Origin of the sequence: Reyranella sp. (assembly GCF_050185545.1) — a bacterium.
In the GTDB taxonomy this organism is placed as follows: Bacteria; Pseudomonadota; Alphaproteobacteria; order Reyranellales; family Reyranellaceae; genus Reyranella.
In genome coordinates, this window is record NZ_JBFWZI010000134.1 from 1 (window position 1) to 20,464 (window position 20,464).

General features: G+C 67.7%; 19 protein-coding genes. 9 read left to right on the forward strand and 10 right to left on the reverse strand.

The genetic code is table 11. The features are described 5' to 3' along the window. Together AB7O82_RS27120 and AB7O82_RS27125 are read right to left on the reverse strand one after the other, a co-directional pair. Positions 1-601 (reverse strand): bifunctional transcriptional activator/DNA repair enzyme AdaA (locus tag AB7O82_RS27120; protein WP_428620596.1); only part of this gene is annotated, 601 nt, incomplete at its 3' end. 130 nt (positions 602-731) lie between these two features. Further along, the gene (locus AB7O82_RS27125; protein ID WP_428555471.1) at positions 732-971 is read right to left on the reverse strand and encodes a DUF1127 domain-containing protein; all 240 of its coding nucleotides are present in this window, start codon (positions 969-971) and stop codon (positions 732-734) included. 142 nt (positions 972-1,113) lie between these two features. Here AB7O82_RS27125 and gcvA point away from each other — a divergent pair, with 142 nt between their 5' ends. Together gcvA and AB7O82_RS27135 are read left to right on the forward strand one after the other, a co-directional pair. Then, positions 1,114-2,037 (forward strand): transcriptional regulator GcvA, encoded by a 924-nt coding sequence (gene gcvA, locus AB7O82_RS27130; RefSeq protein ID WP_428555473.1) that lies wholly within the window; start codon positions 1,114-1,116, stop codon positions 2,035-2,037. Positions 2,038-2,168: 131 nt separating this feature from the next. Beyond that, on the forward strand, positions 2,169-2,627 hold the full coding sequence (locus AB7O82_RS27135) for a copper chaperone PCu(A)C (RefSeq protein ID WP_428555475.1): 459 nt from the start codon (positions 2,169-2,171) through the stop codon (positions 2,625-2,627). Here AB7O82_RS27135 and AB7O82_RS27140 read toward each other — a convergent pair. After that, positions 2,615-3,658 carry a lysine-2,3-aminomutase-like protein gene (locus tag AB7O82_RS27140; protein WP_428555478.1) on the reverse strand — a complete coding sequence of 348 codons (1,044 nt, stop codon included), beginning with the start codon at positions 3,656-3,658 and terminating at the stop codon, positions 2,615-2,617. The genes AB7O82_RS27135 and AB7O82_RS27140 overlap by 13 nt on opposite strands. Before the next feature lie 478 nt (positions 3,659-4,136). Next, entirely contained in the window at positions 4,137-5,798 is a 1,662-nt protein-coding gene (locus AB7O82_RS27145) for a flavin-containing monooxygenase (RefSeq protein ID WP_428620598.1), read from the reverse strand. A gap of 214 nt (positions 5,799-6,012) precedes the next feature. Between AB7O82_RS27145 and AB7O82_RS27150 the strand changes: the two genes are divergently transcribed. From AB7O82_RS27150 to AB7O82_RS27165, 4 genes are all read left to right on the forward strand, one after another. Beyond that, positions 6,013-7,185 (forward strand): HlyD family secretion protein, encoded by a 1,173-nt coding sequence (locus AB7O82_RS27150; protein WP_428547167.1) that lies wholly within the window; start codon positions 6,013-6,015, stop codon positions 7,183-7,185. Beyond that, positions 7,172-8,800 (forward strand): DHA2 family efflux MFS transporter permease subunit, encoded by a 1,629-nt coding sequence (locus AB7O82_RS27155; RefSeq protein ID WP_428547170.1) that lies wholly within the window; start codon positions 7,172-7,174, stop codon positions 8,798-8,800. Before AB7O82_RS27150 ends, AB7O82_RS27155 begins: the two co-directional genes overlap by 14 nt. 37 nt (positions 8,801-8,837) lie before the next feature. After that, the gene (locus AB7O82_RS27160) at positions 8,838-10,091 is read left to right on the forward strand and encodes an acyl-CoA dehydrogenase family protein (RefSeq protein WP_428547173.1); all 1,254 of its coding nucleotides are present in this window, start codon (positions 8,838-8,840) and stop codon (positions 10,089-10,091) included. 114 nt (positions 10,092-10,205) lie between these two features. Beyond that, positions 10,206-11,486 carry an ArgE/DapE family deacylase gene (locus AB7O82_RS27165; RefSeq protein ID WP_428547176.1) on the forward strand — a complete coding sequence of 427 codons (1,281 nt, stop codon included), beginning with the start codon at positions 10,206-10,208 and terminating at the stop codon, positions 11,484-11,486. 243 nt (positions 11,487-11,729) lie between these two features. On the opposite strand, the gene AB7O82_RS27170 is transcribed toward AB7O82_RS27165, so the two are convergent. Beyond that, positions 11,730-12,647 (reverse strand): LysR substrate-binding domain-containing protein, encoded by a 918-nt coding sequence (locus AB7O82_RS27170; protein WP_428620600.1) that lies wholly within the window; start codon positions 12,645-12,647, stop codon positions 11,730-11,732. 101 nt (positions 12,648-12,748) lie between these two features. Here AB7O82_RS27170 and AB7O82_RS27175 point away from each other — a divergent pair, with 101 nt between their 5' ends. Then, positions 12,749-13,699: a Bug family tripartite tricarboxylate transporter substrate binding protein gene (locus tag AB7O82_RS27175; RefSeq protein ID WP_428620602.1), complete on the forward strand. Its 951-nt coding sequence runs from the start codon at positions 12,749-12,751 to the stop codon at positions 13,697-13,699. A gap of 70 nt (positions 13,700-13,769) precedes the next feature. Here AB7O82_RS27175 and AB7O82_RS27180 read toward each other — a convergent pair whose 3' ends face one another. The 5 genes from AB7O82_RS27180 to AB7O82_RS27200 all read right to left on the reverse strand — a co-directional run bounded on the left by AB7O82_RS27180 (position 13,770) and on the right by AB7O82_RS27200 (position 18,816). Beyond that, a complete protein-coding gene (locus AB7O82_RS27180) occupies positions 13,770-14,633 on the reverse strand; it encodes an EamA family transporter (protein ID WP_428547185.1) in 864 nt (287 codons plus the stop codon). 4 nt (positions 14,634-14,637) lie between these two features. Continuing rightward, positions 14,638-15,255, reverse strand: a complete 618-nt coding sequence (gene leuD / locus AB7O82_RS27185) for a 3-isopropylmalate dehydratase small subunit (RefSeq protein WP_428547188.1) — start codon at positions 15,253-15,255, stop codon at positions 14,638-14,640. 136 nt (positions 15,256-15,391) lie between these two features. Beyond that, on the reverse strand, positions 15,392-16,786 hold the full coding sequence (gene leuC / locus AB7O82_RS27190; protein ID WP_428547191.1) for a 3-isopropylmalate dehydratase large subunit: 1,395 nt from the start codon (positions 16,784-16,786) through the stop codon (positions 15,392-15,394). 25 nt (positions 16,787-16,811) lie between these two features. Beyond that, positions 16,812-18,029 carry a tetratricopeptide repeat protein gene (locus AB7O82_RS27195; RefSeq protein ID WP_428547194.1) on the reverse strand — a complete coding sequence of 406 codons (1,218 nt, stop codon included), beginning with the start codon at positions 18,027-18,029 and terminating at the stop codon, positions 16,812-16,814. Between the two features lie 583 nt (positions 18,030-18,612). Then, positions 18,613-18,816: a DUF1127 domain-containing protein gene (locus AB7O82_RS27200; protein WP_428547197.1), complete on the reverse strand. Its 204-nt coding sequence runs from the start codon at positions 18,814-18,816 to the stop codon at positions 18,613-18,615. A gap of 117 nt (positions 18,817-18,933) precedes the next feature. Here AB7O82_RS27200 and AB7O82_RS27205 point away from each other — a divergent pair, with 117 nt between their 5' ends. Both AB7O82_RS27205 and AB7O82_RS27210 read left to right on the forward strand, forming a co-directional pair. Further along, on the forward strand, positions 18,934-19,836 hold the full coding sequence (locus tag AB7O82_RS27205) for a transcriptional regulator GcvA (RefSeq protein WP_428547200.1): 903 nt from the start codon (positions 18,934-18,936) through the stop codon (positions 19,834-19,836). A gap of 300 nt (positions 19,837-20,136) precedes the next feature. Beyond that, positions 20,137-20,464 (forward strand): LLM class flavin-dependent oxidoreductase (locus AB7O82_RS27210; RefSeq protein WP_428620604.1); only part of this gene is annotated, 328 nt, incomplete at its 3' end.

Here is a 20,464-nt window from a genome sequence, read left to right on the forward strand (position 1 = left end):
TGGCATAGGTGGCCGGCGTCATGCCCAGCGCCTTGTCGCTGGTCTCGTAGACGCGACTCGGCGAGCCGTAGCCCGCGCCATAGAGCGCATCGGCGACGGTTTCGCCCTCGCGCAGCGCCTTGCGGAAGCGCTCGCGCTTCCGTGCGACCAGCCAGTCGCGCGGATTGACTCCGAGCTCGGCGATGAAGCGCTTGCTCAGCGCCCCGCTCGAGAGGCCGACGCGACGCGCGACCTCGCCGAGCGAGGGCGGTGAATCGCTATCCGGCGAGTCGAACAGTGCGCAGGCACGCGCGACTGGTTTGCTGAGGCCGCCTTCCAGGGCGGCGCCAGCCAGCCAATCGCGCGGCTTGCAGCGCTTGCAGGGGCGGAAGCCCGCCGCCTCGGCGGCTTCGGGCGTGGGGTGGAACGCCACGTTGCGCCTGAGTGGCCTGCGCGCGGCGCAGGAGGGCCGGCAATAGACCCCGGTCGTCCTGACCGAGAACCAGAACCGGCCGTTGTGGGCCCGATCGCGTCCCAGGACGGCCTGCCAGCACTCTTCCGGGCTGGGCATGGCGGTCGTGGCGAGCGCCGGGGTGGCGAGGGAGAGAGAGTGTTGGGTCATGGCACCATATGAGCCCTCTGACCCAACCTGCTCTATCCGGCTGCCGACGGCAATTCTGCTCATCCGGACCACGGGCGTCTCGCCCGCTCATGGGAAGAGCGGGCGAGACGCCCGCGGTCCAATGATGACCTCAGGACCAGTAGCCCCGGTCGGCCTCGAGCCGGGCGGTCGCCCGGTCGAGCCCGATGTCGCGCAGCAGGCGCTCGTCGAGCTCGCCCAGTTGGCGTCGCGATTTCGCAAGTTCGGCGCGGGTCATGATGTGCTCGAACCCGACCACGACCGCACCGGCCAGCAGCGCCATGGCGCGGCCGAAGGTGAAGGAAGAGGCTTCCGCGCGGGCGACATCCCGTACGCTGGACAGGGTCGACATGACTTAGCTCCGTTTGAAACGGACTGGGAACCGGATAGCCCCATACGTCTCGTTTCCGCGCGTTATTTGCGGTACAGTCCCTAATTGTTCAAAGGACGAAACCTCGGGAGAGGCTTAGAATTTTTATGATCGAGATTGTCCCATGAGCCGCTCTCAGCTGCCGCTCAACGCCCTCCGGGCTTTCGAGGCGGCAGCGCGCCACGCGAGCTTCACGCATGCCGCCGAGGAACTCCACGTCACCCAGGCCGCCGTCAGCCACCAGGTGAAGGCGCTCGAGGAACGGCTGGGCGTGGCGCTGTTCGTGCGCCGTCCGCGCGGCCTCGAGATCACCGGCGAGGGTGCGGCGCTGCTGCCCGATCTGCGCGATGCCTTCGACCGCATGACCAACGCGCTGGAGCGCGTCGGCCGCAAGGCCAACTCGGGCACGCTCAATGTCAGCCTGGTCACCACCTTCGCGCTCGGCTGGCTGGCGCCGCGCCTGCATCGTTTCCAGGCCAAGCATCCGGAGATCGAGGTGCGCATGACGACGACGCAGCGGCGCGTCGATTTCGCGCGCGAGGACTTCGATTGCGCGATCCGCTTCACCGTGCAGCCGGAGCCCGATCTGCATGCGACGCGGCTGTTTTCCGACGTTTTGACGCCGCTCTGCGGACGTCGCTACCGCGACAAGCTCAAGACGCTGGACGATCTCAAGCGCGTGCCGTTCATCGACATGACCTACGATCCGGAATGGTCGATCTGGCTGCGCGCGGTCGGCATGGGCGACTTCAAGCCCAAGCGCGTGCTGACCTTCGACTCGACGATGATCGCCGTCGAGGCGGCGATGGAAGGCGCGGGCGTCGCCGTCGGACCGCCGCAGCTGTTCCGCGAGGAGCTCGCCTCGGGCCGGCTGTTCCAGCCCTTCCCGCAGATCGTCGACAGCGGCAAGGCGTGGTGGTTCGTGTGCCCGCCGGCGTCGGCCAGCCGGCCGAAGACCAAGGCGTTCGAGGAATGGCTGATCGAGGAGCTGAGCGCCCCGCAGGCGCGCATGACGCGCCCGGCGCTCGCCGCCGCCAGCCGGCGGTGATCTGCGGCCGATTGCGCGCCGGCCGCCGGCGCGCTTGTGCCGGCCGGCCCAAGTACCTAGAAAAACTGGCACCTAGAAAAAATCAGTCGGGCGTCGTTCCGGCCCCGAGGAATTCTAATGGAGGACCGACCTTGCCGAACTGGCTCAGCGGCATCCGCAAGCCGACCGCCTGCACTGTGGGCAAGCTGGTGATCAGCGATCCCTGGGCGCGCGGGGAATCGCAGGTCTCGCCGGAATGCGGCGGCTTCTTCACGGTGACGAACAAGGGCGGGACGGCGGACCGCCTGGTCTCGGCCAGCAGCCGGCTTGCCGAGCGGATCGAGATCCACGCCATCAAGGTGGTCGGCGGCGACATCAAGATGCGGCCGCTGCCGGACGGCCTGCGCATCCCTGCCGACGCAACGCTGACCCTGAAGCCGCGCGGCTATCACCTGTTGATGCTCGGCCTCAAAGTGCCGCTGGCCAAGGGGGCCTCCCTGCCGGTGACGCTGGCTTTCGACAAGGCCGGCAGCGTCGAGATCGAGCTCGTCATCCGTGCAACCGGGCTGGTCGGCAAGGAGATCCTGGTCGAGGAGGCTCAGCGCGGATAGCGGTGGCGCTCGCCGAAGGCATCCTCGACGAGCAATCCCTGCGGATCGTCGCCAAGATGGCCCGGGCCGAGATAGCTGGGGCCGATTGGCACCTTGCCGTGCCCGCCCGGCACGTCGAGCACGTAGGTCGGCTGCGCCAGGCCGGACAGGCGGCCGCGCAAGGCCTTCATCAACGCCTGGCCACGTTCGATCGAGACCCGGAAATGACCGGTGCCGCGCACCAAGTCGGGATGATGCAGGTAGTAGGGCTTCACCCGCGAAGCGACCAGCGCGCGCATCAACCGGTCGAGGGTCTCGAGATCGTCGTTGATTCCGGCCAGCAGCACCGTCTGGCCGAGCAGCGGAATGCCCGCATCGGCGAGGCGAGCCAACGCGGCGCGCGTTGCGGTGCTGAGCTCGCGTGGATGATTGCAGTGGACGCCGAGCCACAGCGCGGCGCGGCGCCCGCGCAGGGCAGCGAGCAGCTCGTTGGTCACCCGTCCGGGATCGACAATGGGCACCCGGCTATGGATGCGCAGCACCGCCACATGGTCGATTGCGTCGAGTCGGGCGAGCAGTTCGGCGAGGCGGCGCGGCGCCAGCATCAGCGGGTCGCCGCCTGTCAGGATGACCTCCCAGATCTCGCGATGTTCGCGGATGTAGGCGAGGGCGCTGTCGAGCTCACCCGCTGACAGGGCCTCGCCGCCGGGACCGACCTTCTCGCGCCGGAAGCAGAAGCGGCAATAGACCGGACAGACATGCAGGGGCTTCAGCAGCACGCGGTCGGGATAGCGGTGCACGATGCCCTTGACCGGCGAGCGCGCCTCGTCGCCGATCGGGTCGGCGAGCTCGTCGGCCGAGACCTCGGTCTCGGCGGCATCCGGCACGAACTGCCGGGCGATCGGATCGCGCGCCGGATCGCGCCGGTCGATCAGGGCCAGCATGTCGGGCGTGAGCGCGATCGCCATCGACTGCGCGGCCTCGGCCAGCCGCGGGTCGGCCGTCAGCAGGCGCTCGCGTTCGAGCGCCTCCAGGCTGCGCAATGTCTCCATGGCGGCGTGCCATAGCGCGAAACGGTGCGGCCAACCAGCCACATCATTCCTCCCCGAAATCGGACCGTAATCGGGCCGTAATCGGGGGAGGTGCCCCATAGGCGTTAAAATAGAAGGAGACCTCATCCTGAGGAGCGCCTGAAGGGCGCGTCTCGAAGGATGGGCCACACAGGAGCTCGTTGGAAAAGCCGTGTCGCAGCACCCTCACTGTTGCCGACCAAAGGGCGAAGGTTCCGTCGTCCGAATCGAGACGCGGCCCTCCGGGCCGCTCCTCAGGGTGAGGTCCCTTGTATTTTAACGCCTATGGGAAGGTGCCGCGTCATAGGGGCCTTCGCCGCGGCGTAGCGGCGAAGGCCGCGCAGGCGGGGCGGAGGGGAAGGCCACAGGCGAGAGCCCCGACGTCGGAACTCACAAATCTCTTGTGGGGCTCTCCCCCTTGCCCTTCGGGCCACCTCCCCCGATGACGGAGGAGGGAGGACTACACCGCCGCCTTGACGTGCCTGCTCAGCGCAAAGCCCTCGTAGCCCTTGGCGGCCACGGCGTCGCAGTGGCGCTTGTAGCGGTCGAAGCCGCCGACATAGGGCATGAACACGCGCGGCTTGCCAGGAATGTTGGCACCCATGTACCAGGAATTGGCCAGCGGATAGAGCGTGCTGTCGGCGACCGCGTTGACGTGGCCGACCCACGCCGCTTCCGCCTGGGCCGATGCCTCGATGCGGTCGAGACCGCGGGCGCGCATATGGTCGAGGCAGTCGGCGATCCAGTCGACGTGCTGCTCGATCGAGGCGATCATCTGCGTCTTGACGCCCGGGCTGCCCGGCCCGGTCACGACGAACATGTTGGGGAAGCCCGACACCATCAGGCCGAGATAGGTGAGCGGCCCACCCTCCCAGTGGTCGCGCAGCACGGCGCCGGCGCTGGTGCGCACGTCGATTTCGCGCTGCGCGCCGGTCATGGCGTCGAAGCCGGTCGCGAACACGATGGCGTCGAGCTCGAACGTCTGCTCGCCCTTCGTCCGAAGGCCGGTCTCGGTGATGCGGTCGATCGGATCGCTGCGCACGTCGACCAGGGTGACGTTGTCGCGGTTGTAGGTCTCGTAATAGTTCGTATCGAGGCAGAGCCGCTTGGTGCCGATCGGATGATCCTTGGGCGCCAGCAGCTCGGCGGTGCGCGGGTCCTTCACCGTGCCACGGATCTTGTTGCGCACGAACTCCGACGCCGTGTCGTTCGCCTCCTTGCTCACCAGCAGGTCGGTGTAGGCGTAGAGGAAGCTGATGCTGCCGCCCTCCTGCCACTTGGATTCGTAGGCGGCGTTGCGCGCGTCGTCGGGGACGGCGAGCGCCGGATGGGTCGGCTTGGGATGGCCGGCGATCGCGAATGGCGTGTCGGCCGCCGCCCGGCGCCGCGCGGGATACTCCGCCTTGTGGTTCCTCTCGCGGGTCGGGTCCATCGGCGCGTTGCGCGCCGGCAGGCTGAAATTGGCGGTGCGCTGGAAGACATGCAAGTGCCTGGCCTGGCGGGCGATGATCGGGATCATCTGCACGCCCGACGAGCCGGTACCGATCACGCCGACGCGGAGGCCGGTGAAATCGACGCCATCATGCGGCCACAGACCGGAATGGTACCACTTGCCGCGGAAGCTCCCGAGGCCTGGGAAGTCGGGCACGCGCGGCGTCGACAGGTTGCCGGCGGCCATCACGCAATAGCGCGCCTGGATCGTCTCGTCATCGGCGGTCCGCAGCACCCATTGGTTGGCTGCGCCGTCGAACACGGCGGAGACGATGCGGGTGTCGAGCTGCACGTCGCGGCGCAGATCGAAGCGGTCGGCGACGTGGTTGATGTAGCGCAGGATCTCGGGCTGAGTGCCGTAGCGCTCCGGCCATTTCCACTCCTGCTGCAGCTCGTCGGAGAAGCTGTAGGAATACTCCAGGCTTTCGACGTCGCAGCGCGCGCCGGGGTAGCGGTTCCAGAACCAGGTGCCGCCGATGCCCGAACCGGCCTCGTAGGCGCGAACCTTCAGGCCCTGGCCACGCAACCGATGGATGGCATAGAGACCGGCCAGGCCGCCGCCAACGATGGCGACATCGAGGGAGACCACATCGGGTTGGCGGGAGGCGGGACCGTGCGAGGCGTCGGGCATGAGTCTGATCCGGTAATCTTTTGCTGTGCGGATGGTGAGTTCGTGAGGCGTTCCGAACGGTTGCCTGTCGGGGGTGATTTGGCAAGGTGCGACCCCTCCGCGACGCTCGGAGCCGGCATGCGTGCAGAGCGGTCCAGCAAGACGGCGAGCACGATGGCTGCTCGCATGTTTCAGGCTTATGATTACATAATGACAAGGTGGCTCCGCTAGCTCCGTGGACCAGTCGATCCCCTCGGCGTCCGGGCGAATTGGTGCCTCCCAACCGACCGTCGGGGTCCTGCCGCGCCAGCAGAACACGCGCGCGCGCTTCCGCGTGCCGCTGTCCCCGAAGTTCCTGGCGGCCATCGTCATCGTGCTGCTGGCTCTCGCTTATGGCGGCTACGAACTCTACCTGCGTTGGACCCACATCTACGAATACGATGCGCGGGTCAGCGCCGACATCGTGACCATCTCCAGCCGCGCCGAGGGCTGGGTGATGGAGATGCCGGCGCCGGAAGGCACCCGCGTCGCCGCCGGGCAGATGGTGGCGCGCATCGACGATCGTACGGTCAAGCTGCGAGCCGATTCATTTCGCGCCCAGATCGAGGGCGTGCGCGCTGAGCGCACCAAGTTGCGCGCCGAGCGTCGCCTCAGCCTCGGCCAGGTCGATGCGCTCACCAAGACCCGGGTGGCGGCCGTCGAGGCACGCGCCAAGGCGCTGTCGGCGGCGAAGTCCGATCTCGATCTCGCCAGGCTCGATTTCGAGCGCAACAAGGTGCTGTTCGAGCGCCGCGTCGTCGGCGAGCGGCAGCTGCAGGTGGCGCACGCAGCGGTCGAGAAGCTTGAAGCCCAGGTCCTGCAATCCAAGGCCGAGCATCAGCAGGCGCTGGGCGCGCTCGAGGAGGCCAAGGCCGAGACCGACAAGATCGGCGTCATCGACGCCCAGATCGCCGCCCTCGACCATCAGGTCGCCAACCTGGCGGCGCAGATGCGTCAGCAGCTGGTCGACATCGAGGATCGCACCATCCGCAGCCCGATCCCGGCCGTTGTCGATCGCACTTTCGTGCTGCCCGGCGAGTACGTCGCATCGGGCCAGCGCATCCTGCTCTTGCACAATCCCGACGAGGTCTGGGTCGAGGCCAACATCAAGGAGACTCAGGTCGGTCGCCTCAAGATCGGCCAGAAGGTCATCGTCTCGGTCGACGCCTATCCCGGCGAGAGGTTCGTCGGCCGGGTCGGGCGCATCGGCAGCGCCACCACGGCCCGCTTCGCCTTGCTGCCGACGCCCAACCCCTCCGGCAATTTCACCAAGATCACCCAGCGGGTGCCGGTCAAAATCGACATGGTCGAGATGCCCAAGCCGCTGACGCCGGGGATGATGGTCGAAGTCGAAATTGACGTCCGCTAACAGCGCCGGCCAGCCCGCCCCCATCCAGCCTGCTCCCGTTCAAACGGCGCAGGTCCTGAGCGAGCGTTTCGGTCCGGCCTATCGCTGGCTGGTCACCATCACCGGCATGGTCGGCGTGGTCTCGATGGTGCTGGCGATGACCACGGTCAACGTGGCGGTGCCCGACGTGATGGGCGCCTTCGGCATCGGCCAGGACAAGGCGCAGTGGATGTCGTCGGCCTACATGGCGACCATGACCGCCGGCATGCTGATCAACGCCTGGGTGGTGGGCGTGCTGGGCGAACGCCGCACCTTCGTTGGCGCGCTGGTGTTCTTCTCGATCGGCGCCGTGCTGGGCGGCTCGGCGCCGAACGAGGACATCCTGATCTTCTCCCGTATCCTGCAAGGCTTCAGCGCCGGCATCGCCCAGCCGCTGGTGATGGCGACCATCTTCACGGTCTTTCCGGCCGAGCGCCGCGGTATGGCAATGGGCGTGTTCGGCTTGGGCGTCGTGTTCGCGCCGGCGATCGGCCCCACCCTCGGCGGGTTGATGATCGAGTATTTCTCCTGGCGCTACGTCTTCTACATCTCGCTGCCATTTTGCGTCATCGCCGCGGCCATGGGCATGGTGTTCATGCCGACTCGGCGCATTCCCAAGACGATTCCGCCGTTCGACTGGCTGGGCTTCGGCCTGCTCTGCCTCGCCCTGTTCGGCCTGATGACCGGCATCGCCGACGGCCAGCGCGAGGGCTGGGAGTCCGACACGATCGTGCTGCGGCTGACAGTCGGTGCCGTCGCCGGCGTGGCCTTCGTCACCTGGGAGCTGCACACGCCGCGGGCGCTGCTCGACATGCGCATCTTCGCCAGCATCGAGTTCTCGGCGGCCGCCCTCATCGCCTTCATCTTCGGCGCCGGCATGATGGGCTCGACCTACGTCATCCCGGTGTTCGTGCAGACCATCATCGGCTTCACGCCGCTGCTCGCCGGCCTGATGATGATGCCGGCCGGCATCATGCTGGCCTTCATCTTTCCGATGGCCGGCCGCCTGGCCGATGCCATCCCGGCCTCGACCATGATCATCTTCGGGCTGGTGCTGTTCGCCATGGGCTTCGCCTTCATGACGGCGGCGGATGTCGATACGACATTCTGGACCCTGGTCGCCATGGTCATGGTCTCGCGGCTCGGTCTCGGTTTCATCAACCCCAGCCTCAATGCGGCCTCGCTCAAGGCCTTGCCCGCCGACAAGGTGCGCCAGGGCGCCGGCGTCGCCAATTTCATGCGCCAACTCGGCGGCGCCTTCGGCATCAACGGGATGGTGGCGTTCTTCGAGGTGCGCACCCGCTTCCATGCCGATGCGCTCACCGCCACGCAGGATTGGGGCAACCGTACCACCGAACGCCTGATCCTGCTGATCGAGCAGCTCCTGCAGCGTGACGGCCTGCCGGTCCAGCAGCAGAAGGCGGGCGCGTTGGAGTATCTCGGCGCAATCCTGCAAGCCAAGGCCCAGATGCTGGCATTTTCCGACACTTTCATCGTCGTGGGCGTGGTCGCCCTGGCGGCCCTGATTCCCGCCGCCATGCTGTCGCGCTCGGAGCGACGCGCACGCCGGCTGGCCTGGACCATGGGCGGGCGCTAGCTTCCTGCCAATCGAGACGCAGGGAAGGAAGCAGCGCATGGCCGTGCATCCGGCAATCACCCCCAGGCATTGGACGCCGTCGGCGACGCTGCCCAGGGAGCCCGTATCGTTCACCGGGGTAACGGCCGACGAGATGCTCGAGCGGGCGCGTGGCCTCGTGCCGGGGTTCGCCGAACGGGCCGCCGAGTGCGAACGCCAGCGCCGCCTGATCGACGACAACGAGCGCGATCTGCACCGCACCGGGCTGTTCCGCATCATGCAGCCGGCGCGGGTGGGCGGGCCCGAGCTCGATCTTCGCGTCATGGTCGATGTCTGCGCCGAGATCGCCAAGGTCTGTCCGTCGACCTCGTGGAACCTCGGCAATCTTTCCAGTCACCACTGGCTGCTCGGCTATTTCGAGCCGGAGATGCAGGAGGAGATCTGGAATGCCTCGCCCGACACGCTGATCGCCACCTCGCTGGCCTTTGCAGCCGGGCGCGGCCGCAAGGTCGATGGCGGCTACGAGGTCAGCGGCCGCTGGCCCCTGTCGTCGGGCGTCGACAACTCGGACTGGAACATGCTGGGCTTCATGGTGCGCGAACGCGACGACGGCCCGCCGGTCGATCAGCGCTTCGCCCTGGTCCATCGCTCGCAGTACGAGATCATCGACAATTGGCACGCGGTGGGGCTGGCCGGCACGGGCTCCAAGGACGTCGCCACCAGCAAGCTGTTCGTGCCCGACATCCAGACGATCACGGCGTGGGCGCTGAACGGCCAGCCGCATCCGGGCTCGAAAGTGAACCCCGGGCCGATCTTCCGGCTGCCGCTGCTGGCGCTCGGGCCGTATGTGCTGTCCGGCGTTCTGCTGGGATGCGCCAAGGGCGCCTACGAGTCGACGGTCGGTGCGGCGCGCCGGCGGCTCACGACCAACACCGGCGTTCCGGTCAATGCCAGCCAGGCGACGCAGATCAAGGTCGCCGAGGCGAGCGCGCGCATCGATACCGCCGAGATGCTGATGCAGCAGGCCTGCGATCACGCCATGGCGGTGGCGCGCTCCGGCGCCGAGTTCACCCACGACATCAAGGTGCGCTACCGCCGCGACGCCTTCTTCTCCGCCCGCATGTGCGTCGAGGCGGTCGACATCCTGATGGGCATTGCCGGATCGGGCGGTCTCTACCTCACCAGCACCATGCAGCGCCTGTTCCGCGACGCCCACGCCGCCAACGCCCACGTCATGTTCTCGACCGACCTGCAGGGTACGCTGTTCGGCCAGCATGCGCTCGGCGTCCAGGGTCCGCCGCCGCTGCTGTGAGTCATGCTCATCCGGAGCGTCCCGCTCGCTCATGAGCATGAGCGAGCGGGACGCTCGCGGTCCGGAAGAGCATGACTTTTGACGGGACACCGTGCATGCGCCAAAGTCCGCGCCATGCTCGATTCATCGCTCAAGACCAGAATCATGTCCGAGGTCGATCGTCGCTTCGACGATCAGACCAAGGTGCTTGCCGACCTCGTCAAGATTCCGTCGACGCGTTTTCGCGAAGCGCCGGCGCAGGACATGATGGCGCGCCTGTTCAAGGAGGACGGGCTCGGCGTCGATCGCTGGCAGATCAAGATCGACGATCTCAAGCACTTGCCGGGCTACTCGCCGCATTCGCAGGACTACGACGACGCATGGAACGTGGTCGGCGCCTGGCGGCCCTCGAGCCCGAAGGGGCGGTCGCTGATCCTGAACGGCCACATCGATGTCGTGCCCGAGGGCCCGCACGAGATGTGGTCGCGGCCTCCCTTCGTTCCGGTCATACGCGACGGCTGGCTGTACGGCCGCGGCTCGGGTGACATGAAGGCCGGCCTCATCCTCAACGTATTCGCCCTGCGAGCCCTGCGCGCCCTCGGCTACCAGCCTGCCGCCGACGTCTACCAGCAGTCGGTGGTCGAGGAGGAGTGCACCGGCAACGGCGCGCTCGCCTGCCTGCAGCGCGGCTATCGCGGCGATGCCGCGCTGATCCCCGAGCCGTCCTCGGGCGTGCTGACGATCGCCCAGGTCGGCGTCATGTGGTTCCAGGTCAAGGTGACCGGCCATCCGGTGCATGTCTACAAGGCCGACGCCGGTTCGAACGCCATCGAATCGGCGTTCCGCCTTATCCAGGCGCTGCGCGAGCTGGAGAAGAAGTGGAACGAGAAGAAGGCGCACGACCCGCACTTCCACAGCCATCATCACCCGGTGAACTTCAACGTCGGCAAGATCGCCGGCGGTGACTGGGCGAGCTCGGTGCCGGCCTGGTGCACCTTCGACATGCGCGTCGGCGTGCTGCCGACGCAGACCCTCAAGGAAGCGCGCCAGGAGATCGAGGATCTGATCCGCAAGGCCGCCGCCAATGACTCGTTCCTCGGCAACAACCCGCCGAGCGTGACCTGGGAGGGCTTCCAGGCCGAGCCTTTCGTACTGAAGAACCACGAGCAGGTGCGCGGCGTGCTCGCCGAGGCGCACAAGACGGTGTTTGGCTATGACCTCCTGGACAAGACCTCGACCGGCACCGCCGACAACCGCTTCTTCGGCCTCTATGCCGGCATCCCGGCGCTGGTCTACGGCCCGCAATCCGACGACATCCACGGCTTCGACGAGAAGGTCAATCTCGAATCGGTCCGCAAGATCACCCAGGCAACGGCGCTGTTCATCGCCGAATGGTGCGGGCTGCAGGCGTCGTAGCGCAAGCAAGGAGGAAGGCTTCGAGGGCTCGGGTCAAGCATGACGGGGAGGCCGGCTACGGCGCCGATGCAAGCACCCATGACGTGTTCACGCGACTTGTCGAGGTGCCGGCGCTGCGTCTCGTGATCAAGCTGGGGGACGTCGGTGATGGTGCTGCGCCTGCGCTTCCGGCCGCGGCTGGCAGTGATCGCCCGATCAATACCGATCCCAACATCGTGTCGTATCTCGCCTTCACCTCTGGAACTAGATGTGCTTCGGCAGCGCCCGGGCTGCGGCGCCGAGTGACTGGATCATAGCCGCGGCCGCCGGAGAGAGCGGCGTGTCGGCCCGCGAGAAGATGCCGATCGTCGGGGGCGAGATCTTCTCCCGAAGGCGCCACCGCTGCACGAATCGGTCGGCCAGGGACAGCTCGGTCAGCTCGCGCAGGACCAGCCCCAGCAAGTCGCTGCGCGCAATCAGGGCCAGCGCGGTGGCATACGACTCGCAATGCACGAGGGCCTTGGGGGGCGGCAGGCCCGACGCCTCGAACGTGCGCTCGAGCGCGCCGCGCGCGCCTGGCGGGTTGAAGATCAGCCAGTCGGCGGCCGCGAGTTCCTGCAAGGTCTTCGCGTGCGCCAGCGGATGCCCTCGGCGGCCCACGATGACCAGCTCGGGCTTGATCAGCGGCCGGAATTGAAGGCCGGCCTCGCCGCCCGGCGCGACGTTCTCGGAGATCGTGAAATCCAGCGTCTCGTCGCGCACGAGGGGCAGCAGCGCGGTCCTCATGCCTTCGCGAATCCGCACGTGCGCTCGTGGCCACTTGGCGCGGAACCGCGCCATGGCGTCCGGAACGAGGGGGACCGTGACCGCGGGGCCGACACCGAAGGCAACCGCCCCCTCACGGCTTCCGCGCAGCGCCGACAGGTCGTCCCGCGCCTTGCGCAGCTCGGCTTCGACCACGCGACCACGCGCGACGAAGGCGCGGCCGGCCGGCGTCAGCACGATTCCCCGCGCGGTCCGCAGCACCAGCTGCGCGTGCAGCTCCCGTTCGAGCTGCGCCAGGCTCTTGCTCATGGCCGGCTGGGAGATGCCGATGCGCCGCGCGGCGGCGCGCAGGCTGCCCGCCTCGACGACAGCCAGAAGGTCGCGAATCTGGTTCAGGCGCATGGCAGCGATAACCATACGTTATCGGCCGGGATCGCGCAGCATCTTACGGCCCTCGTCGCGCCGGTGATCTACTGGCGCTCGAGGCTGACGGGAGCAGACAAATGTACCTGGCTCGATTGATCGCCGTCCTCTTGGTCTATGTCTGCGCGCTGCCGGCGGTCGCGCAGGAGTATCCTTCCGGCCCCATCCGGATCATCGCTCCGTCCCCGCCGGGCAGCCCGCGCGATATCCGCGCCCGCTGGGTGGCAGAGCGTCTGGCGCCGGCGCTGGGACAGCCGGTTATCGTCGAGAACAAGGCCGGCGCCGGCGGAAACATCGGCATGCAGGCCGCTGCGAAGAGCCCTGCCGACGGCCTTACGCTGGTCATCGTGGACACGGGTACGCTGGCACAGAACCCGCACCTGTACCTTCGGCCAGGGTATGATCCTTTCGGCGATTTCATCCCGGTGGCCCGGCTGGTCGATTCCCCCTTGATGATGGCGATTCATCCGGAGGTGCCCGCGCGATCGCTGACCGAGCTGATCAAGCTGGCGCAGGAAAGGCCGGGACAGCTCTCCTATGGCTCGTCGGGCATCGGCACGCCTCCCCACCTGGCGGGAGAGCTGTTCAAGAGATTGGCCGGCATCGACGTTGTGCACGTGCCATACAAGGGCGCAGCACCTGCGCTTGCCGACCTCCTGGGCGGACGGATTGCGTACACGATCGACGGTCTTTCCATGCAGATGCAGCCGGTCAAGGCCGGCAAGCTGCGCGCGCTTGCCGTGACCGGCACGAGCCGCACGGCGGCCGCGCCCGACGTGCCGACCTTCATCGAATCCGGACTTGCAGACTACGAGTACCGTGCGTGGATGGGGATCGCCGTGCCCGCGGGCACGTCCAAGGCAATCGTTGCGCGCCTCAACCAGGAGCTGGTCAAGTTGTTGCGCCAGCCGGACGCGAAGGCCTGGTTCGCCGCCCAGGGTGGCGATGTCGTCGGCGACGATCCGGAAACATTCGCCGCGGTGGTGCGGGCTGATCATGCCCGATGGGGCAAGGTGATTCGCGAGGCAGGCATCGCCGCGGAATAGCTAGCTCTCGAGCGTCAATGACAGCAAGCGCGGGAGCCCAGGGTTCCGGCGATCCGTCGGATGACGAGCGCTACCGCATCCTCCTTACCGAGGCGAAGAGCCCGAGGGCCACGCCGCCCAACACCACCGCGATGCCGACGAAGCGCAGGCCACTGACCGGCTCGCCGACCAGCCAGGCGGCGAAGGCGAGGGCGACGCAGGGCACCAGAAGGGAGATCGGGCCGACCTTGGCGGCCGGATAGGTGCGCAGCAGCGTGCCCCAGATCAGGTAGCCCAGCCACATCACCGGCGCGACGGTGTAGAAGAGCACGAGCCAGCCCTTCAAGGTCGGTTCGAGGATCGGCGCGAGCAGCGCCGCCGGGCCCTCCATGACCAGGGCGACGACGGCGAGCGGCGGTGTCGGCAGCAGGCTCGCCCACGCCGTGACGGCGAACATCGACACGCCGCGCGCCGCCCGGAAGAAGAGGTTGCCGGTCGCCCAGCTCAGCGCCGACATCAGCGCCAGCAGGATGGCGAGGATGGTGGCACTGCCTTCCACCGAGCGGCCGATCAGGACCACGCCGACTGTGGCGATGGCGAGGCCCAACCATTGGCCGAACGTCGCATGCTCGCGCAGAACGAGCGCTGCGAGCACGACCGTGAGCGGGCCCTGAAGCTGGACGAGAACCGACGTCAGGCCGGGCGGCAGTCCGGCCTGCATGGCGAAGAACAGGAAAACGAACTGGCCGCCGAACATGAAGGTGCCGATGCCGGCCAGCATTGCCCACGAGATTGCCGGCCTGGGCAGGAACAGCACCGGCAGCGCCGCCAGCACGGACCGCCAGACGGCGAAGGTGAAGGGCGAGAACTCGTCGAGGCCGAAGCGGATGACGGTGAAGTTCAACCCCCACATCGCCACGATGAGCGCGGCGGCGAGCGCGTGGACCGGCTTCAAGCGATCATAGCCATACCCAGGGCCGCGCCGTCTTGTCGGTGCCCTGCCACGCGGCGATCGCGTCCCTGTGGGTCATGGTCTGGGCAATGTCGTCCAGCCCGTTCAGCAGCGCGTGCTGGCGCCGCGCATCGACCTCGAAGGGAATCGTGCGCCCGGTCGGCGAGATGACCTGGCAGTTCTCGAGGTCGACGGTGATCCGCGCGTTGCCGGGCGAGGCGCGGGTCTCCTCGGCCAGCCGCTCGACTTCCTCGATCGGTAGTCTTATCGGCAGCAGACCGTTCTGGAAGCAGTTGTTGAAGAAGATGTCGCCGTAGGAGGGCGCGATCACGGCCTTGACGCCCATGCCGGCGAGCGCCCACACCGCGCCTTCGCGACTGGAGCCACAGCCGAAATTGTCGGCCGAGAGGATGATGGGCGCGCCGCGATAGGGCGCCTGGTTGAACACGCAGTCAGGGTTCTCGCTGCCGTCAGGCTTGAAGCGGATCTGCTCGAAACAGTAGGGGCCCAAGCCTTCGCGGCCGGTGTTGTTGACGAGGCGCTCGATGCGGATGACGAGATCGGTGTCGACGTTCTGGCGCATCAGCGGGGCGGCGACGCCGGTCACCTTGGTGAATTTTTCCATCCTGCTTCCTCCGACCTCGCTCCCGAGAGCTTGTGACTCAATTCGCCGGACTCACGCTCCTGTCTTCCCCCTGTGGTGCTGTTTGCAGCGCCACAGGGGGAGGACAGGAGCGTGCAGACAAACTCGAGGCATCAGATTAGAGCTTTCGCACATCGGTGATGGCGCCCTTGATCGCTGCAGCGGCGGCCATCGCCGGGCTGGCGAGATGGGTACGCGCGCCCGGCCCCTGGCGGCCGACGAAGTTGCGGTTCGAGGTCGAGACGCTGCGCTGGCCCGGTGGCACACGCTCGCCATTGGAGGCGATGCACATCGAGCAGCCGGGCTCGCGCCATTCGAAGCCGGCCTCGGTGAAGATGCGGTCGAGGCCTTCGGCTTCGGCCTCGCGCTTGACCCGCTCCGAGCCGGGCACGATCCAGGCATGGACGTGGGATGCCGTGCGCCGGCCCTTGGCGATCGCCGCGGCGGCGCGCAGGTCGGAGAGGCGGCTGTTGGTGCACGAGCCGATGAACACCCAGTCGACCTTGGTGCCCTCGATCGGCTTGCCGGGCTCGAGGCCTTGGTATTGCAGGGCGGCCGTCCACGCGGCGCGTTTCTCTTCAGGACCGGAGGCGGGATCGGGGATCGGCCGGTCGACGGCGATCACGTGCTCGGGGCTGGTGCCCCAGGTGATTTGCGGCGCCACCTTGCGCATGTCGATCGTATGCTCGCGGTCGAACTCGGCGTCCGGGTCGGAGGTCAGGGTGCGCCAATGCGCCAGCGCACGATCCCACAGCGCTTCCCTGGGCGCGTAGTCGCGGCCGTGCAGATAGGCGAACGTGGTGTCGTCGGGCGCGACCATGCCGGTCCGCGCGCCCATCTCGATCGAGAGATTGCAGATCGTGAGCCGTCCCTCGACGGGCAGGCCGCGGATCGCCGAGCCGGCATACTCGACGGCATGGCCGGTGCCGGCCGCGGTGCCGACGTCACCGATCAGGTGCAGGATCATGTCCTTGGGCGTGACGCCTGCCGGGATGGCACCGTCGAAACTCACGCGGAAGCGCCGGGGCTTGCGCTGCACCATGGTCTGCGTGGCGAGCGCGTGCACCAGCTCGGACGAGCCGACGCCGAAGGCCAGCGCGCCCATGCCGCCATGCGTGCAGGTGTGGCTGTCACCGCAGATCAGCGTCGTGCCGGGCAGCGTGAGCGCGAGCTCGGGCCCGATGACGTGGACGATGCCGTTGCCGTCCTGGCCGATGTCGAACAGGCGAATGCCGTGCTGCGCGGTGCTGGCGCGCATGCCGCGGATCAGCGGCTCGCCGGGTGGAAAGGTCTTCTCGGTGCGGCCCGGCGCCGTCGAGATGGCGTGGTCGGGCGTGGCGTAGATCAGCTGCGGCTGGGCGGGTGCATAACCCTTCTCGCCGGCCTCCTGCAGCGCGCGGGCGCCCGACAGGTCGTGCAGCAGCAGCCGGTCGATGTGCAGCAGGACGAAGCCGTTGCCGAGATCGGTGATGACGTGGCTGTCCCAGATCTTGTCGAACAGGGTCTTGGCCATGGTGCTCCTCCGCGTGCGGCGGATATCAGCATCTCTCCAGGCGCGCCGCCAGCGCTTCGCTGTCCTTCGCGTCGATCACTTCCAGGGTGCGATACCAGGGCGAGACGCCGTCGTGCGGGCCCAACAGCCAGTCGGGCGGATCGCCGCGCAACAGGACCGCCGGAATGCCGAGCCGGGCGGCAAGGTGGATCGGCCACGAGTCGTCGCCGACGACCAGGCGGCAGCGCAGGATCTGCATGCTGTCGCGCTCGATCTCGAGCCCTGCGGGCGGGTCGCTGGGCGCGAACCAGCCAATGCGCGACGCCGGCTCGGCGGTGACCTCGAGAGGGCCGGGTGCGGGCAGGGCTTCGAGCGTCCAGCCGAGCAGATACGGCAGGCTGCGCAGCGGCGCCGCCGCGGCGAAGCCGTCGAGCGGATCGCCGCGCCGCGCCGTCGGGCCATCGAGCCAGGAATCGAGAGTCGCCGAACACTGCACGACCGCATCGACCCCGCGCGCCAGCATCAGGGTGTCGCGCATGGCTGCGTCGCTGTCGATGTCCGTCTGCTCGGGATAGACCAGCAGGCGGCCAGCGAGCGGCTCGCCCTGCCAGCGCGGCAGCTCGGGCGTATAGCGCTCGCCGGCGATCTCCAGCCGTGCCTCGTAGTCACCGAGCCCGCGCAGCCAGTCGCCCTGGCGCAGCAGCAGTTCGCCGCGACGCAGCCGGAGCTGCGGGTCGCTCGGGCGGCTCACCAGGGCGCTTTCGATGTCCGACAGGGCGCCGATCCAGTCGCCGCGTGCTGCCATCAGTCGCGCGCGCGCCGATAGCGAGGGAAGCAGACGATGATCGATCGCCAGGGCGTCGCCATAGGCCTGCTCGGCTTCGGCGCTTCGTCCGAGCGCTTCGAGCGCGCGTCCCCGATTGTGGGCGATCGCGGCATCGTCGGGCTTGAGCCGGCCCGCGCGCTCGAGCGCGACCAGGGCCTCGGCGTGCTCGCCCAGCACCATCAGGCAGCCGGCGAGATTGACCTGGGCGGCGGCTTCTCGCGGCAGGAACTTGGCCGCTCGTTCGAGCGGCTCGCGTGCCTCGGCGAACCGGCCGAGCTTGAGGCGGGCCTGCCCGAGGATGTGCAGCGCCTGCCCCGAGTTGGGCCGTGCATCGGCGACTTGCGCCAGGAGCGGCTCTGCCCCGGCGAAGTCGCCGGCGGCGGCGCGCTGAACGGCATCGCGCGTCAGCGTCTGGATCTGAAGGTCGGAGAGTGCCACGAGCGGCCTCTAGCAGAGGCGACGACAAAGAAAAAGCGAAGGGTCCGAAATGGACCGCGGGCGCCTGCCCTGAACTTGCCGAAGGGTCTCGCCCGCTCATGGTCTTCCGCCGGGACCGCGCCACTCCAGTGGCGCTCATGGGCTGCGCAATCGACGAGAAGAGCGCCATTGGAGTGGCGCGGTCCCAGCCATGAGCCACGAGCGGGCAGGCGCCCGCGGTCCATTCAGGAACGCCAGAACGGCTTCTCTGCTTCGAAGCGCAACTGGCTGCGGCTGAGCCCGAGATCACGGATCGTGCAGCCGTGCAGTGTCGAGACCTCGGCGCGACTGCGGGCGCGGCATCGCCATTCGGCGAGGAGCGGGCGCAGGATTGACGTTGCATGACGGAGGCGCCGGGCCATGGCGCCATTTCAGGCGCGGGTGGCCGAACCCTCTATCCGGCGGCCGACGCCAATTGCCATGGGCGGTGGGCAAAGAAAAAGGCCGGCGGTCGACAGGGAGGCTGAAGGTCGACCGCCGGCCAGGATCCGGAGGGGGGATAGGCCCGGCAGGGTAGGAAAGGGCCTGCTCCGGAAGGCGGGAACTAGCTGCGCCAGAACGGCTTGCTGGCCTCGAACTGGACTTCGCCGGTGCTCAACCCCAGATCGCGGATGGTGCGTGCATCGAGGTTGGCCAGCTCGCGGCGCTCCTGGGCGCGGCGGCGCCACGTGGCGAGGATCTGGCCGAGAACCTCGAAAGTGCCTGCCAGGGGCGCCTGAGAGCGATAGTGGAGTGACACGTTGGCCATGGGACTCTCCTTGAAATCAGTGCGTCTTTGCTGAGCTGGATTTGTGGCCCGGCAGGGTCCTTTACAAATGACCGTTTGTCCTGTTTTGATAAATTTCCCTCATGCATCTGGAGAGCCATGAAGCGCACCCTGCCCCCGCTCAACGGCCTGCGAGCCTTCGAGGCGGCCGCCCGTCATATGAGCTTCACGGATGCGGCCGACGAGCTCAGCGTCACCCAGGCCGCGATCAGCCACCAGGTGCGCGGTCTCGAGCAGCGGCTCGGATTAAAATTGTTCGTGCGGCGCAATCGCTCCCTGCTGCTCTCCGAGGCGGGCCAGGCCTACCTGCCCGCGGTGCGCGCGGCCTTCGACCAGCTGAACGAGGCGACCGAGAAGCTCCTGCAGAAGGATCGCGGCGGCCATCTCACCGTTACCACCACGGCGTCCTTCGCCATGAAATGGCTGGTGCCGCGGCTCGGCGGCTTCCAGCGCACCAATCCGGAGGTCGACGTGCGGGTCAGCACCTCCACCGACCTGGTCGATTTCGCGCGTGAGGACGTCGACATCGGCATCCGCTACGGCAGGGGCCACTGGCCGTCCCTCAGCGCCGAGCGGCTGCTCACCGAGGACGTCATGCCGGTCTGCGCGCCGTCCCTGGTCAAAGGACCGAATGGCCTGAAGAAGCCGGCCGATCTCAAGAACTTCACGCTCCTGCATATCGGCAACTTCCCGGACGACTGGCAGATCTGGCTGACCGCAGCGGGCGTCAAGGGCATCGACGCCTCGCGCGGCGTGTCGTTCGATTTCTCCCTGGCCGCCTACCAGGCGGCGATGGACGGCCTGGGCGTGGCGCTGGGCCGGCACAAGCTCGTGGCGCCCGATCTCGAGGCCGGCCGCCTGGTGGCGCCGTTCGACTTCAAGATGTCGACCGAGCTCGCCTACTACGTCGTCTACCCGCCCGAGGCGATCCGCCGACGCAAGATCAAGGCCTTTCGCGACTGGGTCATGTCCCTGGCCGAGGTCGCGCCGCGACAGCCGTAGGGCGGCAAGTTATTGCCGGGAGCGCGCCCCTTAGCGCGCCACTCCCGTGGCGCTCATGCGGACTGCGGGCGTTTCGCCCGCTCATGAGAAGAGCGGGCGAGACGCCCGCGGTCCAGAAGTCCATGAGCGCCGCTGGAGTGGCGCGCTCCCGGCAATGATCTTCATCTTCGAGGGTAGGCAGGGCGGGGTGCCCATGTCCGCAAGGCCATGACATCCCTTTTTAATTTGTATTTGCAAATAATATGATTGCGTTTGCAAATAACCCATGAGCATGATGCATGACAGCTGGAGGAGGCGCTCATGGAATTCGGTTACTTCACGCTGAGCGACAATCGCTATCCGAACAATCCGCGTACCGCCGAGGCGTTCCTGCAGGACATCTATGCAGAGGCGTTGTGGGCCGAGAAGGTCGGGTTGAACTCGGCCTGGATCGGCGAGCATCACTTCAATCTCCTAGGGGTGAACGCCTCGCCGCTCGCCATGCTGGCGCAGCTCGCGGGCGCCACCACGAAGCTTCGCCTGGCGCCGGCGGTGACGCTCCTGCCGGTGCATCATCCGCTGCACGTCGCCGAGGAATGGGCGACGCTCGACCTGCTGTCCGGCGGACGCGTCGACTTTGCCGCCGGTC

Coding starts and splice junctions, on each gene's coding strand:
- AB7O82_RS27125 (WP_428555471.1), bottom strand. CDS start 971: ATGTCGACCCTGTCCAGCGTACGGGATGTCGCCCGCGCGGAAGCCTCT.
- gcvA (WP_428555473.1), top strand. CDS start 1,114: ATGAGCCGCTCTCAGCTGCCGCTCAACGCCCTCCGGGCTTTCGAGGCG.
- AB7O82_RS27140 (WP_428555478.1), bottom strand. CDS start 3,658: ATGGAGACATTGCGCAGCCTGGAGGCGCTCGAACGCGAGCGCCTGCTG.
- AB7O82_RS27145 (WP_428620598.1), bottom strand. CDS start 5,798: ATGCCCGACGCCTCGCACGGTCCCGCCTCCCGCCAACCCGATGTGGTC.
- AB7O82_RS27160 (WP_428547173.1), top strand. CDS start 8,838: ATGGCCGTGCATCCGGCAATCACCCCCAGGCATTGGACGCCGTCGGCG.
- AB7O82_RS27165 (WP_428547176.1), top strand. CDS start 10,206: ATGCTCGATTCATCGCTCAAGACCAGAATCATGTCCGAGGTCGATCGT.
- AB7O82_RS27170 (WP_428620600.1), bottom strand. CDS start 12,647: ATGGTTATCGCTGCCATGCGCCTGAACCAGATTCGCGACCTTCTGGCT.
- leuD (WP_428547188.1), bottom strand. CDS start 15,255: ATGGAAAAATTCACCAAGGTGACCGGCGTCGCCGCCCCGCTGATGCGC.
- leuC (WP_428547191.1), bottom strand. CDS start 16,786: ATGGCCAAGACCCTGTTCGACAAGATCTGGGACAGCCACGTCATCACC.
- AB7O82_RS27200 (WP_428547197.1), bottom strand. CDS start 18,816: ATGGCCAACGTGTCACTCCACTATCGCTCTCAGGCGCCCCTGGCAGGC.
- AB7O82_RS27205 (WP_428547200.1), top strand. CDS start 18,934: ATGAAGCGCACCCTGCCCCCGCTCAACGGCCTGCGAGCCTTCGAGGCG.